This window comes from Edaphobacter sp., from assembly GCF_035532915.1.
Taxonomy (GTDB): Bacteria; Acidobacteriota; Terriglobia; order Terriglobales; family Acidobacteriaceae; genus Edaphobacter.
This window is the reverse complement of record NZ_DATKQC010000294.1, coordinates 13,036-29,502: the sequence shown is the minus strand read 5'-3', so window position 1 is coordinate 29,502 and position 16,467 is coordinate 13,036. Positions and strand designations below refer to the sequence as shown.

Annotated in this window: 12 protein-coding genes and 3 tRNA genes; 10 read left to right on the top strand and 5 right to left on the bottom strand. The window is 56.3% G+C overall.

Features of this window, described 5'->3' with window-relative positions; translation table 11 throughout:
• Positions 1-1,963, bottom strand: a 1,963-nt coding sequence (locus VMU57_RS14135; protein ID WP_325384490.1) for a carboxypeptidase-like regulatory domain-containing protein, incomplete at its 3' end; no start/stop codon positions are given.
• A gap of 272 nt (positions 1,964-2,235) precedes the next feature.
• On the opposite strand from VMU57_RS14135, the gene VMU57_RS14130 reads away from it, so the two are divergent.
• On the top strand, positions 2,236-3,546 hold the full coding sequence (locus VMU57_RS14130) for a hypothetical protein (protein ID WP_325384488.1): 1,311 nt from the start codon (positions 2,236-2,238) through the stop codon (positions 3,544-3,546).
• 216 nt (positions 3,547-3,762) lie between these two features.
• On the opposite strand, the gene VMU57_RS14125 is transcribed toward VMU57_RS14130, so the two are convergent.
• Complete coding sequence (locus tag VMU57_RS14125; protein WP_325384486.1) at positions 3,763-6,078, bottom strand: alpha-L-rhamnosidase C-terminal domain-containing protein; 2,316 nt, start codon at positions 6,076-6,078, stop codon at positions 3,763-3,765.
• A gap of 965 nt (positions 6,079-7,043) precedes the next feature.
• Between VMU57_RS14125 and VMU57_RS14120 the strand changes: the two genes are divergently transcribed.
• Complete coding sequence (locus tag VMU57_RS14120; RefSeq protein WP_325384484.1) at positions 7,044-9,494, top strand: ABC transporter permease; 2,451 nt, start codon at positions 7,044-7,046, stop codon at positions 9,492-9,494.
• A gap of 299 nt (positions 9,495-9,793) precedes the next feature.
• On the opposite strand, the gene VMU57_RS14115 is transcribed toward VMU57_RS14120, so the two are convergent.
• Both VMU57_RS14115 and VMU57_RS14110 read right to left on the bottom strand, forming a co-directional pair.
• Positions 9,794-9,870: transfer RNA gene (locus tag VMU57_RS14115), tRNA-Pro, on the bottom strand.
• A gap of 39 nt (positions 9,871-9,909) precedes the next feature.
• Entirely contained in the window at positions 9,910-10,446 is a 537-nt protein-coding gene (locus tag VMU57_RS14110) for a DUF4112 domain-containing protein (RefSeq protein ID WP_325384482.1), read from the bottom strand.
• Between the two features lie 36 nt (positions 10,447-10,482).
• Here VMU57_RS14110 and VMU57_RS14105 point away from each other — a divergent pair.
• The 5 genes from VMU57_RS14105 (at position 10,483) to VMU57_RS14085 (ending at position 13,193) form a co-directional block, all read left to right on the top strand.
• Positions 10,483-10,557, top strand: a tRNA-His gene (locus VMU57_RS14105).
• Positions 10,558-10,600: 43 nt separating this feature from the next.
• On the top strand, positions 10,601-11,362 hold the full coding sequence (locus VMU57_RS14100) for a DUF72 domain-containing protein (RefSeq protein WP_325384480.1): 762 nt from the start codon (positions 10,601-10,603) through the stop codon (positions 11,360-11,362).
• Entirely contained in the window at positions 11,362-12,399 is a 1,038-nt protein-coding gene (locus VMU57_RS14095; protein ID WP_325384478.1) for a YheT family hydrolase, read from the top strand. Before VMU57_RS14100 ends, VMU57_RS14095 begins: the two co-directional genes overlap by 1 nt.
• 43 nt (positions 12,400-12,442) lie before the next feature.
• Complete coding sequence (locus VMU57_RS14090; RefSeq protein ID WP_325384476.1) at positions 12,443-13,063, top strand: hypothetical protein; 621 nt, start codon at positions 12,443-12,445, stop codon at positions 13,061-13,063.
• A gap of 54 nt (positions 13,064-13,117) precedes the next feature.
• A tRNA-Arg gene (locus VMU57_RS14085) sits at positions 13,118-13,193 on the top strand.
• 98 nt (positions 13,194-13,291) lie between these two features.
• On the opposite strand, the gene VMU57_RS14080 is transcribed toward VMU57_RS14085, so the two are convergent.
• A complete protein-coding gene (locus VMU57_RS14080) occupies positions 13,292-13,849 on the bottom strand; it encodes an inorganic diphosphatase (protein WP_325384474.1) in 558 nt (185 codons plus the stop codon).
• 126 nt (positions 13,850-13,975) lie between these two features.
• Here VMU57_RS14080 and purS point away from each other — a divergent pair, with 126 nt between their 5' ends.
• The 3 genes from purS (at position 13,976) to hemH (ending at position 16,451) form a co-directional block, all read left to right on the top strand.
• The gene (purS, locus tag VMU57_RS14075; protein ID WP_325384472.1) at positions 13,976-14,221 is read left to right on the top strand and encodes a phosphoribosylformylglycinamidine synthase subunit PurS; all 246 of its coding nucleotides are present in this window, start codon (positions 13,976-13,978) and stop codon (positions 14,219-14,221) included.
• A gap of 161 nt (positions 14,222-14,382) precedes the next feature.
• Positions 14,383-15,432: a uroporphyrinogen decarboxylase gene (gene hemE / locus VMU57_RS14070; protein WP_325384492.1), complete on the top strand. Its 1,050-nt coding sequence runs from the start codon at positions 14,383-14,385 to the stop codon at positions 15,430-15,432.
• Positions 15,429-16,451 (top strand): ferrochelatase, encoded by a 1,023-nt coding sequence (gene hemH, locus VMU57_RS14065; RefSeq protein WP_325384470.1) that lies wholly within the window; start codon positions 15,429-15,431, stop codon positions 16,449-16,451. The genes hemE and hemH overlap by 4 nt, the downstream gene beginning before the upstream one ends.
• Positions 16,452-16,467 lie beyond the last annotated feature (16 nt).

Below are 16,467 nucleotides of genomic sequence, written 5' to 3'. Positions count from 1 at the left end.
GGTTATTAACCCGCCAATTGTCTTGCAAATATGCCGCATAATAAGTGTTCTCGTAGTATGGACTAGGAGAGCCGCTGTTACTTCCACTGTCTGCGTAACCCAGAAGGAAGCTTGCGAAGCCGCTACCGGAGCCGGTTTGTGCGACAAGGGGATTTGCTTGAGTGAAGTTTGTCCCAAATCCAAAGTTTGTGCTGTTTGCCTCCCAACTCCTGCTGTCGCGCACTGGACGGATCTCTATACCGAAATTTAGATCGTGCGTTTTCAGGTGCTTGATCAACGATTCTGCAAGGTCATAGGTATTGCTCGTGTTGAGTAGACCGGAGGCAAAGCCTGAGTTTCCGAAAGAGGTATAGCCAGCAATACTGAGATATGGAAACAAGCTGGGGTCGCTTAGACCGGCGATCATGGCAGTAGGCCAGCCGATAGTGGAAAGATCGAAGTTCTGCTGGTGGTTCGCGATTCCGAATTCGTGCTCGTTCCAACCTACACGAAAGTTCGATACCAGGTTCGGCGAGACTGTCCACGTCCAATCGACATGCGCAGCATGGTTGGTGCGCCAATGGAGATAGGAAGGAGCGACCGCGATCGGAAAGTCGTTGAGGCCTTGACTCTGATGACGGTCGGCATACATAAATGCACCGAAGATGCGATTGCGGTCGTTGATATTGTGATCCACCCGGTAGACGAATGAATCGTACCTATCTCCGGCGACATTCGGGGTCGCGAGCAAATTGTTGACGTTGTATGCCCCGGGCACGTTTGGAAGAGGGATGAGAGGAAGTATCTTCTGAATTACTGGATCCAAGCGGTTGGTAGGGATCTTATCGTTGGGGAAAGCTGTGCGACTGTAGCTCCCATCCGGATTTTGCACCGTCGTTAAAGGATCATAGATAGGAAGAGGTGTTCCGTTGTAGCTCTGCGAAAAGTCGCCTTGTCGTTCAAGGGCGGTTGGAACAGAGGCATAGGTGGGGGCTGGGGCCAAGTTGTGTATCTCTTCCCAGCCAAACATGAAGAAGGTTTTGTTGCGGCCATCATATAGTTTGGGAATGAAAACCGGCCCGTCAACTTCTACGCTGGGTTCAAGCCAGCGGAACTCTCCTTTTCGTGCGCCGATGGTGTTATTTGCGTAGGAATTGGCATTGAACATCTCGTTGCGAAGATAATAGGAAGCTTCCCCGTGCAGGTGGTTTGTGCCACTTTTCAAATTCACGCTGACAATTCCCCCACCCGATCGGCCATATTGGGCATCGTAGACGTTAGTTGCTATGCCGACCTCCTGGACCTCATCTGGAGATGGAACAAAGGAGAGGTTGGCCGGACCACCCGTATCGATGCCACTATCGGTAAGCCCGTCGAGCAAATATTCGGTAGTGTAGGGTATGCCACCATTCACAACCCATGAGTCCATTCCACCGTTGGCATAGGGGCTATTGGCGGTCAGTGGATTCTGGCCGGGGAACATAGTCACTCCGGCCACATCACCTGCCATTGCAAAAGGATTGCGTCCGAGCATAGGTTCATCCGCAACCTGTTGTTGTTCCAGAACCGCAACCGTTTCACCGTTCGTGGTTTCTAATTGAGGAGCTTCGGACGTGACAGTGACGGTCTGGATCTCTTGGCCCGGGTGAAGTTTGACATCAACTTGCAAGCGTTCCCCAGTGTGCAATCCAATGTGTGATACGGCCGCTTCAAAGCCAGACATGTCGACATGGACATCGTAGGGGCCGATCGGCAACAGATTAATGGTGTAGATACCTGCGGCGTTGGTGGATGTCGTAGTTACGATACCAGTCGCAGTATCGGTCAGCGAGACTTTTGCATGGGGGATGACTGCGCCGCTTAAGTCGGTGACTGTGCCGGTGACGGCGCCACGAAATTCTTGCGCGAGTACGGTGCTGGAACCCATCCCTAAGAGCACAACCAGAACCAAAGTACGAAGCAAACTATTCAAACTAATCTTCATGGCCTCAAATTCTCCTTTTTCCGCCTCTTCAGTCTCTGAAATGCAACCTTCAAGAAAATCGCACTGAGATTCTTCTGGACTGATAACGTGTATATTTGCTGGTTGTATGGCGCAAGTGCTATCAGGAACGGTGGAAACAGAAACAACGTGCAGTGCTGTGTGTTCGCACAGTATGATAGGTTTTTAAATTGTTTATTATCTGGAATTTATGAGAGGTGCCACCATAGGGAGCGGCGCCAAACGTGCAGTGCCTTCCAGATTGGAGGTTCACAATGACGGAAGCACCTGCACTCGGAGAGAGGCTTGTCGACTCGTCTGCGATCGACGAATCCCTCGGTCAGATTCTGAGTAGCGCGCGGTTTAAAGACAGCGCGCAGTTACAAACGCTCCTGAAATACATCGTGGAGGAGTCTCTAAAAGGGCACGACGACGCCCTCAAAGAGCGCATTATTGGGATCGAAGTTTTTGGGAGAAAACCTGACTACGATACTGCCGATGACCCGATCGTTCGTTCTAGGGTAGGTTTGCTTCGAAAGCGGCTTGCGCAATACTACGAGAGCGAGGAAGCGAAAGGTACCGCGGTTCGGATTGTTATCCCAAGCGGATCGTACTATCCCACGTTCGTCTTTCATCGAGTGACGAACAATGAGAGTAAGAGTCTCCAGTCAAAGGACGAATCCCAAATTGTCGTCTTCCACAACGAAGGAGATATTCAGCCGCCAGTGGGAGCGCCTAACGCGCCGACGTTGTCGAGGAAGGCTCTGCGGCACATATGGGTGACAGCCCCCGTCATGTCCGCGGCCCTCCTCTTCGCCGTATGCATAGCTGTCCCAAGATGGCGTAAGAACGAACTTTATCTCCTCTGGAAACCCATCCTCGAAAATAACAAAACGGTACTTCTCTACACGGGCACCGTCAGCCCAGTCTATCGGCGAACGGCAGACCCTCTCGATAGAACAACTTCGGCTGGCGACGAGGATCTTCCAGCGGTACCACCTTCGCTATCTCCATTGGAAACATTACCGCAGAATGGAGGCGTCGTTGTACCCGTAGGGGAGGGACTTGCTCCACCCGCTGACATCACCGCAGATTTAAAGGTAGGCGCTCTAATGAGTACCTACAGACGGAATTTGTCTTTACGCTCGGGTCTCGGTTTGCCCTTTGTCGATCTAAAAGGTTCTCCGACTATCCTGATCGGCGCATACGATAATTACTGGACTATGGATCTGGCGCGAGAGCTTCCCTTTTTTCTTGATCGCAGCATCAAAATCCGGGAGCGTCATGGCCAACATCGATTTTGGTCTACCTCTGCAGGATCAGATAGTGCTATTACAGAAGACTATGCGATTATCTTTAGACTCTTGGATTCAAAGACCGGTGGACCGGTAATTGCCATTGCGGGATTGACAACGTGCGGAACTCAGGCAGCCGCGGAATTTGCGACAGATCCTGAACAGCTAAAAAAACTAGCAGACATTCCCCGAGATGAATTGGCACGAAGGAACCTTGAATTCGTTCTCCGAGCGTCTCTCGTAAACTGCACTCCCACCTCGGTAGACATTGTCGCCCAGCAAGTCTGGTAGGAACGCATCGACCACATAACCGCCTGCGTAAGATCAGCTATTCTCGGTCTTGCGAGAACGACACTCACGTGGCATTTTACTGTTCCGATTATCGATTACATCGAAGTCTTGTCGATCCGATCGATGCCCTTTTGTCCAAGAAAAAGCGGATTCTGTTAACTGCGCTCATTTGATCGAAATATACAAAGATGGGAAACCCGGCTTGGAACCGCCAGATCACTTAGCTGAGAGTTTGTTTTCTCCCGGATGAAGAGGCCACGATCTGCCGTTGAGCATGAAAGTACCGGTGAGTTTGCCAGGCAGCGTGATGACGGCGTCGAGGCCGCTCTTTTGGCGGCGATACGCCACCTTGATGAGGCCCTCGGGATGAGGATATGTAGCTGTAAGAGAAGGTAGCGTGCCGAGGTGGGGTGCGATGCGAACTGTCGCAAAGCCCGGAGTGGCGGGCTCTATGCCGGCTACAAGCGTGAGCAGATCATAAATAGGATGGGCTGTCCAGGCGTGCGAGTCAGAGCGGGTATCGCCGGGAATTTCGGGCCATGTGCTGAAGTGCAGAGGCAGCAGTTTGCGCCAAGGGTCAAGGGAGTGGAGATAGTCGTCAGCGAGACCGGCATGGTCTATGGCGCGGGCGAGGTAGAAGCGGAAGTAGTAAGAGGCACTCAAAACACCATCTGCGCGAATGTCACCGGGATTGATGGCCAGCATCTTGCGCAGTACATCTTGTTGCCGGTCTTTGGGAACCACGTCATAGAGAACCGCAAGAATGTTGGACTGCTGACTGAAGTTCTTCTGATCAGGGTTGTCGGCCATGAGACCGCGGGAGGCGTTCCAGCACTTTTTGAGCAGACCCGAGCGGACGTGAGCAGCACGGGTTTGATAGCGACTAGCGAACAGCGGGTCGCCCAGGGCTTTCTCGAGGTCGGCGGCATTGTCCAAGACGCCCACATACTCGAGTGTGGTGGTGCAAGACTCATCGTGAGCGTCGTAAGTAGGAATTTCGCCTGAGGGAACCCAATCGACAAAGCTCCACCAAGGGAGCCGATGCAGCAGGCCGTCGGGCTGTTCGTGGGCGGCAAACCACTCGAGTACAGTGCGGGTGCCAGGCAGCCACGCCTGTACTTGTGCAGGATCAGGACGGTACATCCAATAGTCGTGCACCATTCCAATCCACAGCAGGGAGAATGTAGGAATAGTCTGCGCCAGCGAACTGGGATAACGGCTACGGGTGAGACCATCTGGAGAACGGGACTCGTCGAATGCCGTGATGGCTTGACGGGCGAGACGGTCGTCTCCTGTAACGGCGTAGGAAATCAGAGCCTCAATGCGGCTGTCCCCCACGTACTGGAGTTGCTCATAGTAAGGAGAGTCAGTATAGGTTTCATGGGATCCAGTGCGAACGGTTCGCCAACTGATATCCCAAATCTTATCCAGTGCAGGATCGTTGGACCGGAAGGTGGCCCGTTCCTGAAAAGGGTACGCTGTGAACCACGCTTGCAGGGATTCCAACTGTAGGGGCTCGGCGGCGGTTTGAATGTCGAGATCGAGATAACGCCATGTGCGCCACCAAAGCGGCTCGAAGGTGCGATGTCCGCCGCCATCGGGAAGAAATGTATCTGTAATACCTGCGGCTATTCTATCTCCGACATCGTCGCGGTCACCTTTATGATGTTCCTTGTCATAGAGGGCTTCGGCATAGACGAGGTGTACCTGTGCGCCCTTGCCACCGGAGACGGTCAGCACCGGATAGGCGGTAGTGAGGGTTTTGCGGTCGAGTAGGATGTGGACGTGGGTGCCGGCAGGAATGCTGACTGAGTTGGATGGAAAGGCGCGAAGACTCGGGAGGTCTGTGCGTACAGTGTCCCCGGGCACGGTACGCAGATACTCCATCGCAGGGAGGGTGTCGGGAACCAGGCCCCATGAATCATTTCTGTCCTCGGTGGCTGAGTGGGCCCGGCTGTCCAACGGAGAAATCCATTCGCGGATGGCAGGGGCAGCAGGTAGCCAAGCACCTTGGGTGACAGTTGGGCTATTCCAAGTCCAGTCGTACCGCGCAGCATCAATCTCTTCGCCAGGGCCCGAAAGCATCTGCTCCCAAAAGTCGCTGGAGCGCCTCGGTACCGCGCGCTGTCCTAGCTCTTCCTCGACTAGCCAACCTTCGGGAGTGCTGATAGATTCAGCTCCGGTCGCTTCGCTCTCAAGCAAAAAGGCGGTGCGGTCAGATATCTGGGCGGTGGGAGCATAGATGCCAAAATTCCAAACGGTTGCAGTAATGAGGTTCTGGCCGGGCTGCAGCAGTGGCGCTATGTCGAAGCGCTCGTAGCGCCAGTGCGCCATATCACCACGGGCCGGACCATCCCCTACGCGATGGCCGTTGACAAAGAGCACAAAGCGGTTGTCAGCGCTGACACGAACCACGTAACTGGCGGGAACAACTGCCAGAGTAAGGCTGTGGCGGAAGTGGAGCACTATAGGCTCGCGCAGCGGGGCCGTGGGGTGCGAGATCCATGAAGCGTGCCAATGGCGATTGGACAAGTCGGTCCGACTGGCTTTCTGAGCAGACAAGACGATGCAGCAGAGGGCGAGGATAACTAAGCTGGATGTTTTGCGCACGAGCCTCTCAAAGTTCTTGTAGCCATGGTTGCGTCGTAAGTTATATCGATTCCTCAGCTTCATTCCTGGGACTTGAGGCAAAGAGATTTCGCTTTCTTTGAGGAGCCGCTGGACCTAACGTTCAGCCGAAGGGTTCGTTTCAAGAGTTCAAAGGATTGAGCAGTTAGCTCTACTCGGCTTTTTGGTTGCATCGCAGCAGTCCCTAGTGAAGCATTACGGCTTGGTCAGGTTGGATCATCCGGCGATTCCTGCCCAAAATAGCTGCACCAAGTTGCAGCAGCCAAGAGCCTTCAGCGGAGATTTGGCTTGTTGCCAGGCCACTGCGTCAGCCCTCGACTTGATACCTTCGCATAGCATATTGCACATCCGCCTATTCCAATGAATACGAAAGATCACTAGTTGCTCGAGTGACAAGGACGAAAAATCGCGCTTGTGATCATTGCGTATATCGCAACCATGTAGGCCATACAAGCACTTCCTACTGTTTCCGGTTCCACCTGATGCGCGAAGGTGCAGGCCGTTCTTGGTGGAGATGCCTTCAACAAACTCCAAGATTAAATCCCTTGCGATATACGCAACACTCTAGGCACTTGCATTTCTAGCTTGCCAAGTGAATGTCTGGCGACGCCTGCTGATGTCTAATTTGAAGCGGTACCTGTGGTTCTGTCGATCTTTTTGATATGGGTGCAACTTCTCATGATCCAATGCGGAAAGAAAGATAGAGAGTGGTTTCGATGGCAGCTCCCGACACTCACCGGCCGCACTCAAAATGCTCTAAAAGCGGCCGTTTGTTGTGCCGGTCGCGGCTCGGCAAGGTACAGGAGACTTCGGATGTTCTGAAGCCTTATTTGAGAGATATTTAGACGATGGTTATTCGGAGTCGATACGTGAGCGCTCTCAGCGATGACGTCAAGCATTCGATAAAGATGTTCTTCAAAAAACCCGGCTTCACCATCGCCGCCGTAGCCGCTCTGGCACTCGGCATCGGCGCCAACACGGCCATCTTTTCGATAGTCAACGTCGTGCTGCTCAAGCCGTTGAGCTATCCCAATGCGGACCGCATCGTCGAGTTTCTTTCTCCGTCATCCGTGACTGCCTCCAATCAGCACAGTGTTCCCGAGTTCCATTTCTTTCACCGCCAGACCAGCGTCTTCCAGGAGGTTGCCGCATACGATGACGGTGGCCCTGGCTTCAATATAACTAGCGACCGGCCCGAGCAGATCCATGGGCTTCACGTTACGGAGGGGTACTTTCGGCTCTTCAGCGCCCCGGTGATTCTGGGACGCACCTTCACCGCACAGGAGGACTCGCCCCATGGCGGCAAGGTGGCTGTGTTAAGTTACGGCCTCTGGCAGCGGAAGTTTGCTGGCGATACCACCATCGTGGGAAAGTCCCTGTCGCTGGGCAATGAGCCCTATACCATCATCGGAGTGATCGGAAAAGACTTTGTCGCCGACCCTCAAGCGGATATCTGGCTGCCATTTCAGTTTGAGCCAGTCAGTCAAGACTTGAACGGCGATTTTCTGGTTGCAGCAATGCTCAAGCCCGGCATCACCTTGGCACAGGCGAACGCCGAACTGATGGCGGCAGCCCCTGAGTACCGCCGGGAATTTCCCAAAATTAATTTCCAACCGCATTTTTCCGTTGGACTGCTGCGCGACAGCATCATTGGCGACGCGCGCAACTCGCTGCTGGTGATGTTGGGAGCTGTTGCTCTGGTGCTTTTGATCGCTTGCGCCAATGTCGCCAATCTGCTGCTGGTGCGCGCCACTGGGCGTAAGCGCGAATTCGCCATCCGCTCGGCGCTTGGGGCCGGCCGCGCACGCATCGTGCGTCAGTTGCTTACTGAAAGTGTATTGCTCTCTCTTGCCGGTGGCATTCTCGGCTTGGCGCTCGGCTTTGTAGGTGTGCGAGCGCTACTGGCCATCAGTCCGGCCGGGCTTCCCCGCATCGGCGAAGGCGGATCCGCCATCGGGATGGACTGGCGCGTGCTCGCTTTTACCCTTGCTGTCTCCTTGCTTACTGGCATACTTTTTGGTCTTTTCCCGGCCTTTGCAGCGACCGGTACTGATCTCAACTCTACCCTGAAAGAGAGCAGCAACCGCTTCGGAATTGGGGTGCGCCAGGGGAAGGCCCGCTCGCTGCTGGTCATCAGCGAGGTTTCGCTGGCGTTGGTGTTGCTGATCGGCTCAGCGCTCCTGATCCGCACGTCCTTTGCTCTGCACGATGTCAGTCCCGGCTTCGATTCTCATAATGTGCTGACAATGGAGATGTCGCTGAATGGCGACCGCTACCAGCATACGTCTGGAATCGCTCAGCTCTCGCGCGACGGCCGCAACCAACTCAACGCCATCCCCGGTGTGGAACTCTCAGCCGCCGCTTACTGGCTGCCCAACTACGTCGGAGACGGCTGTGTGTTTCGGATCATCGGGCGTCCGGTCAAGAAAGACTGCTGCGGAAGCAAATGGATGAGCATCTCGCCGGGCTACCTGAACCTGTTCAAGATTTCCATCTTGCGCGGACGCAACTTCACGGAGAATGACAAGGCCGACATGCCCGGTGTGGCGCTCATCAATGAAGCCCTGGCCAAAAAGCTCTGGCTCAACGAAGATCCTCTGGGGCAACACGTCATCATCGGGGAGAGCGAGGGGTCGGACTTCGTAGGAGAACCTGAGCGCCAGATCGTCGGTATCGTAGCCGATTTTCACGACAGCGGACTCGGCAAGTCGTCCTATCCCATCATGATGGTTCCGATTGCGCAGGTTCCAGACGGGTATGCCGCGGCCTACTCCGATGTGCAGCCACTCTTTTGGATTGCGCGCACGCACGGTGATCCACACATCATGATTAACAGAGTAGAAGAAGAACTGCGTACTGCAAGTCACGGGTTTCCGGTGGCACATGTGCGGACGATGGATGAAGTTATGGGGCGATCGACGGCGCGACAGGGCTTCAACATGTTGCTGCTCTCCATCTTTGGAGCGGTAGCGCTATTACTCGCCGCCATAGGCATTTACGGTCTCATGGCTTACTCTGTCGCGCAGCGCACCCAGGAGATGGGCATCCGTATGGCCCTGGGCGCGGACCGCGTCAGAATTCGTAAGCTCATAATCTTCCATGGAATGAGGTTGACCATGGCGGGCGTGGCTGTGGGCATCGCCGCCGCCTTCGGGCTAACACGACTCATCGCGAGCTTCTTGTTCGGCGTTAAGCCGTGGGATCCGGCAGTGTTCGTCTCAGTGCCACTCATTCTAACTGCGGTAGCGTTACTCGCTGTCTGGCTACCTGCCGCGCGGGCCTCGAAAGTTGACCCCATGCAGGCACTCCGCACGGAGTAGATCGCACACGGGACCGTGACAGTTGATTGAAAATTAGCAACAGCAATCGGGGGGTTAGCAGACTACTACTCACTTTCAGCGTGCACATGACGCCGACGACTCAGCCCGAGAAGCTGCTCAGAGTCTCAAAACCACCCGCTTTGAAAGGAATTTGGGTGGTGCACCTGGTGCAGGTTTTGAGTAGAATTGGTTCTACGGTATAGATTCCATAGACGCCAGAGAATGTATGGAAGACTTGGAACTTACTGAATCTAAAATGAATAGGGCTTAAGCTGCCCAGGTTCAATCAGTTGGTTAGATGGTCGGGGCGGAGGGATTCGAACCCCCGACCCTCTGGTCCCAAACCAGATGCGCTACCAGACTGCGCTACGCCCCGACTCGTTTTAGTTTATAGCATTCAGCACAAAGGCTCACCCTACATTACGAAGAGTCGATGCATGTCCATGCCAATCGCTCGCAGTACATGTTCGGCCATCCATGCGATCAGCAGCATCGGCAATAGCACCAGCCCCGCCAGCACAACGCATAGCACTATCAGAAATATCCAGCTCTGAATCGTATGTTTTCGCGGCTGCGCCAGGCTGCCAGCCAGCAAAGCATAGTTGCGCCGGTTCGCCCGCCAGGCGATGTCGAACATATCTCCCACAATCGGCACAGATCCAATCACCACTTCGATACCGACGTTCGCCACCATGCGTGCCAACGTTACGTACGAAACCCCGCGAATCCAGGCCGCGATGATGATGATGCACGAAGCAATTCCACCGATCACATCGCCGATCCCCGGAATAACGCCGACGATGCCGTCGAGGCCGAAGCGGATCGAAGTTCCGGGAATCTTCAGGAAATCGTCGAGGACATGGGACAACAGATCCAGGTTCTCGTCATCGAAAAGCTTCCCCCCGCGTTTCAGACGTGGCGGAAGAACCTCGGGCTTTGCTGTAAATTCCATCGCACTCCCGCTCGGTGCTATAATTCTCAGTATACGGCGGCTATAGTTCAGTGGCAGAACGCCGCTCTGTGGCAGCGGATGTCGTGGGTTCGAAACCCACTAGCCGCCCCAAAATCTTCTCTCCTCGCAAGACAAACCAGGTTCTCGACCCGTCGTGGTTTCTTCACAAGCCTCAACTCGAATCTACGCCGGGACCTCCGGCTGGGCTTATCCGACGTGGAAACCTGACTTCTATCCTCCACGCACTCCCGCAAAGAAGTTCCTCGAGTTCTACGCCTCCCAGCTCACCTCTGTCGAGGTCAATTACACCTTCCGCGCCTTGCCCACCGAAAAGATGCTGGAAGGCTGGCTCGCCTCCACACCGGCACACTTTCGCTTCAGCTTCAAGGCCCCACAGCGCATCACCCACTTTCGGCGTCTGCGCGATTGCGACGCCGACGTGACCCAGTTTCTTGCCGCGCTCGAGCCTATTCGCCGTGCAGGCAAGCTCGGCGTGCTGCTCTTTCAACTGCCACCCAATTTCAAAGCTGACGCCAGTCTGCTTACGGCATTTCTCACAACGCCTGCATTACAGATATCGAATGGACCCCGCATAGCATTTGAGTTCCGCCACGAGTCATGGTTCAGCGACGAGATCTACAATATTCTGCGCCGACACGAAGTCGCGCTCTGCATCGCCGAAAGCGACGATCTTAAAACTCCCGAGGTACATACCGCCGTCGGATTCACCTGTTTCCGCCTGCGTAGCAGCGGCGGCTACACCGCCGCCGAACTCGACTCCTTCGCCAAACATTTCACCGCACTCGCACAGCAGCGCGATGTCTACGCCTACTTCAAGCACGAGGACGAACCCACCGGTGCGCTTAACGCCAAAGCTTTCCTCAACCGCACTCTCGCCATCGAGGACAAGCATTGATGTCAGCAACAACGCTCCCGACCGACGCCGTTCAGACCGCCGACTTTCAGCCGCGACGCTTTCTGCGCAACGGACACCTGCAGACCATCTTCGGCAACTATCTTCCCCGCGTAAATAACCTCCCCGCACCCGAAGCCGCGCTAGTCGAGGTCTCTCCTGCCACCGACTACCAGATTTCAAGCCAGGTCCTCTGCCACTGTCACTGGCAGCCTGAGGAGGTTCGCGCCTCCCGTCCCACCGCCATCATCGTGCACGGGCTCGAAGGCTCCTCCGATTCGCAGTACGTGGTAGGCAACTCCAACAAGCTCTGGCGGGCTGGCTGCAACATCGTCCGCATGAACATGCGTAACTGCGGCGGCACCGAAGCGCTTGCGCCCACGCTCTACCACTCCGGACTCTCGGGCGACGTCGACGCAGTCATGCGCTTCTTCGTCGATCTGCATCATCTTCAGTCCATCGCGCTCATCGGCTACTCCATGGGCGGCAACCTTGTGCTCAAGCTCGCGGGCGACTTAGGCAAAACCCCTCCGCCACAGCTACGCGGGGTCATCGGAATCTCTCCAGTCATCGACCTCGCACCCTCGTCCGACGCTCTCCATCTCTGGCAAAACCGCATCTACGAGAAGAAGTTCGTGCGCGCCATGCTGCGCCGTTTTCGCCGCAAGGCATCACTCTTCCCTCGCGCCTTCGATCCCAACCGGGCCGTGGGCATCAGCTCGCTTCGCGACTTCGACGAGCGCATTATCGCTCTCTACGCCGGTTTCGCCGGAGCCGAGGACTACTACCATCGCGTAGCCGCAGCCCGGGTCATCGATCAAATCACCGTCCCCACGCTCATCCTCAACTCTGCCGACGATCCCTTCATCCGCATCGCGCCCGATACTCGCGACAAGATCGTCTCGAACCCAAGCATCACTTTTCTCGAGACCGCCCTGGGCGGCCACTGCGCCTTTCTCGCCCAGCCCGACCCCTCCATCGGCTACGACGGCTACTGGGCGGAGCACACCCTCCTGCGCTTCATCCTCGCCAACGCATAGCCGATTCACTGCCGACCTCAAACTCCCGCTAAGATAGTGATTGATGCTCGCCGAATGGTCCGTAGAAGCCTCCGCAGACGATCCTGTCCTGGTCATCCCCTGGTCTGATCCTTCAGATCCCAGCGGCAATCGCCGTTTCATCGACCTGCGCGAAAATCCGTACGATCTCGACCATCTGCCGGAAGCGGAGCTTCATCCTCCACTCATGCATGCTCTCCGCTCCCTCAACGCGCCTCGCTCGCCGGTGTTCACGGCCAAATGCGACGCCTGGCCCCTCCGCCCAAAGCCAGACGCAGACGAGCTCGAAACCCTTCGCCTCAATCTCGATATCTTCGATGATGCGTCCCACGACACCTCCGACGGATTCGTCAGTTACATCGACATCCTCTGGCGCGAACGCTCTATCTTTACCTCGTTCCACCAGCACGAGCAACTTCTCCACCGCCTCACCCGGCACGCCGCTCCGCTCAACCATCCCTACGCTATGCTCGACTGCGTTCTCCGACCCGCGCTCGTCGACCTCACCGGTCCGCAGGAGGGCTTCGCCCTCAGCCTCTACATCAAGGCCCTTGGCCACGATCCGCAATCGGCCGAAGAGAACTGGGCCACCGCCCTCGACGCGATCATAGGACTCGTGCGCAGCAAGGATCTCTCCTTCGCCTAAGTGTTTTTCCGGTTGACCGTCCCCACCCGCTACAATCAAATCAGAGACGAATAGGGGCGAGTAGCTCAATGGATAGAGCATCAGCCTTCTAAGCTGACGGTTGCAGGTTCGAGCCCTGCCTCGCTCACCACCCTAAACGTTTCGCGGTTGTATGCCGGCCACGCCATCCGGCAGGCGAAAGGGGCCGCTGGAATTCAGCGGCCCCTGAATTTTACGTCTGAAATTTTACTACTTCTGAGCAACAGCCTTTGCCTCAATCTTCGCCTTATTGTCGATAAAGGTCTGCTGCGCTTCAAGGACTTTGTCGCGGGCAAAAGAAGCATCGCGCCAGCCCTTCACTTCGACTCGCTTGCCTTCAAGGTCCTTATAAATGGCGAAGAAGTGCGTGATCTCCTTGAGCATGTGCGGATAAATCTCGGAGTAATTCCACACGTCCTGATAGCGCGGATTATTCTTGCCTACGCACAGAACCTTCTCGTCGGCCACGCCCTGGTCGAGCATCTCGAGCACGCCGATGGGACGGACCTCCTGAATGCAGCCCGAAAAACTAGGCGTATCCACAAGCACCAAAACGTCCAGCGGATCGCCGTCCGCCGCAAGCGTGCTGGGAATAAAGCCGTAATCGCCGGGATAGTGCACGGGGGAGTAAAGATTGCGGTCCAGCCGGAAGACATGCAGCTTCTTGTCGTACTCGTATTTGTTGATGCCTTCGGAGGGGATCTCGATGACGGCGTTGATTACCTCGGGAGCTTTATCTCCGATGGGTAGCTCAAGATAGTTCGGCATAAAATCTGGGATCTCTTCTCGTGTGCGAAATTTTGCAGCCTGTGGCGTGCGATGGCAGCGGCCAAAGGAAACGGTTTCCTCTCCGTTTTAGGAAGGAAAGCGTCACCTTGTCTATAATCAAGCAGAATGAAGGCTCATGTCTATGTCACGCTGAAACGAACGGTGCTGGATGCCCAGGGGCAGACAGTCGCGGATGCACTGCGGCGAATGGAATATCGCGGCATTGCTGACGTACGGCAGGGAAAGTATTTCCTGCTGACTTTGGAAGATGGAGTGGATCAGAACGCGGCGCAGGCCGAGGTAGAACGGATCGCGCGCGAGGTGCTCACCAATCCGGTAATCGAAGAGTTTACCTTCCGCCTGGAACCCTAAACACTGCGCGCTGACCGTTTTCGGTCAAAATCACTCGCCATCGCTGGAAGCGGCAAGCGGCTGGTGCTAGGCTCAAAAGCATAGCAATGGAGAACCCTTTGAGTCCTGCGTCGAGCCCTGCATCCCCGGAATCCGCGGCTGCGCTTCAGCCTGCCGGAACCATGTCCGCCGGAAGCAGATTTGTCCGCGCCTGCCTTCGTCAGCCAGTCGATCGCACCCCCATCTGGCTGCTGCGCCAGGCAGGACGATACATGCCCGAATACATGGCTGTGCGCAAGCATCACTCGCTGCTCGACATCTGCCGAACCCCCGATATCGCCGCTGAAGTGACCATCACTGCCGCTGAGCGTCTGGGCGTCGACGCCGCAATTATTTTTGCCGATCTGCTGCTGCCATTCACCCCCATGGGGCTGGACTTCGAATTTCTCGCTGGCGAAGGTCCCGTAGTGCATTCGCCTGTGCGTACAGCGGAGCAAGTACGCTCTCTCCGCACCGACCGCATCGACGAACTAAACTACGTAGCACGCGCCATTGAGAAAGTCGCCGCTCACTTCTCCGCTCCACGAGCCGACGGGGATCAGCTTGGCATCATCGGATTTTGCGGCGCGCCGTTCACGCTCGCCAGCTACATGATCGAGGGCGGCTCCTCACGAAACTACATCGAGACCAAAAAGCTGATGTACGGCGACAACGCCGCGTGGCCGATGCTGATGGAAAAGCTGGTGACGGTGCTGGTCGGATTTGCACAGCAGCAAGTGGAAGCCGGAGCCGACGTCATCCAGATCTTCGATAGCTGGGTCGGCGCACTGAGCGTGACCGATTACCGCCGCTTCTGCCTCCCCGCCGTCACAGAACTCGTCCGAAGAATTCAATCGATGGGCGTTCCCGTCATCTACTTCGGCGTAGACACCGCCTCGCTGCTGCCCGCCATGGCCGAGACCGGAACCGACGTCATCGGCCTCGACTGGCGCATTCCGCTCGATCAGGGATGGAAGGCCGTGGGCACCGGCCATGCCGTGCAAGGAAACCTCGACCCTATCACCCTGTTTGCACCCGAAGAGATTCTCAAAGATCGTGTTCGCGAGGTGTTGGCAGCAGCAGCCGGGCGTCCCGGCCATATCTTCAATCTGGGCCACGGCATCGTCCCCGGAACTCCCGTTGAGAACGTCATCAAAGTAGTCGAGTGGGTCAAGGAGTACGGAGCGCTATGAGCGGCGAAATAAGCCGAAGCGCCGTTCTGCTGCTCGCGCACGGCACTCCCGACGTGCTCGGCGAGATGGCCGCGTATCTTGCCAAAGTGACCGGTGGCAGATCGCTCCCCCAAGAAGTTGTGGAAGAGTTGCAGCATCGCTATCAGCAGATTGGCCTGGGCGAAACGCCCGGAGCCGAAGCCCCGCCGCTGACCAAATGGACTCTCATTCAAGCGAATCTGCTGGAGCGCGCCTTGGATCGAATCGGCGACTCCGATACCAGAGTTTACGTGGGAATGCGGAACTGGCATCCCTATATCGCCGACGCGGTCGCGCAGATGCGGCTCGACGGCGTAACCCACATCAAGGCGATCTGCCTCGCCCCGCAAAACTCCCGCACCAGCGTTGGCCTCTATCGCAAAGCCGTGCTCGCCGCCGCCGATGGGCTTGAGGTTGACTTCGTCGCGGGCTGGGCCGAACACCCTCTGCTCGCACAGGCGTTTGCAGAACGCCTGTGGCCGGTGTGGGCGCTGGCATGCGCACAATCGGGACGACGCGTTCCCGTGCTGTTCACAGCGCACAGCGTCCCCTGCCGCACCGTAATGACAAAGACGGCTGATGACGGAACCTCCGAGCCTCCCGACACCTACGCCGTCGAAGCAAAGCGCACCGCCGAGCTCGTCGCCGAGCGCATGGCCCCGGTCGGATTTGGCAAAAAGGACTGGTACTTCGCCTTCCAGAGCCAGGGTATCAGCGGCGGCCCATGGATCGGCCCGACCGTAGAGGACACGCTCAAGGCCATCAAAGAGCAGGGCCATACCGGAGTCGTCATCCAGCCCGTAGGCTTTCTCTGCGACCACGTCGAGATCCTCTACGACATCGACATAGCCTTCACCGAAAAGGCACGCCAACTCGGCTTGGAGTTGTGGCGAGCAGAGAGCCTGAACGACTCCGACATGCTCATCAACGCCTTAACCGAGATCGCATCTGGCAAATATAAAGCGGTAGTCGATGAGGTGATTGTTCCAGCGCAGGTTTAAGCTGGCAGAAGCAGAG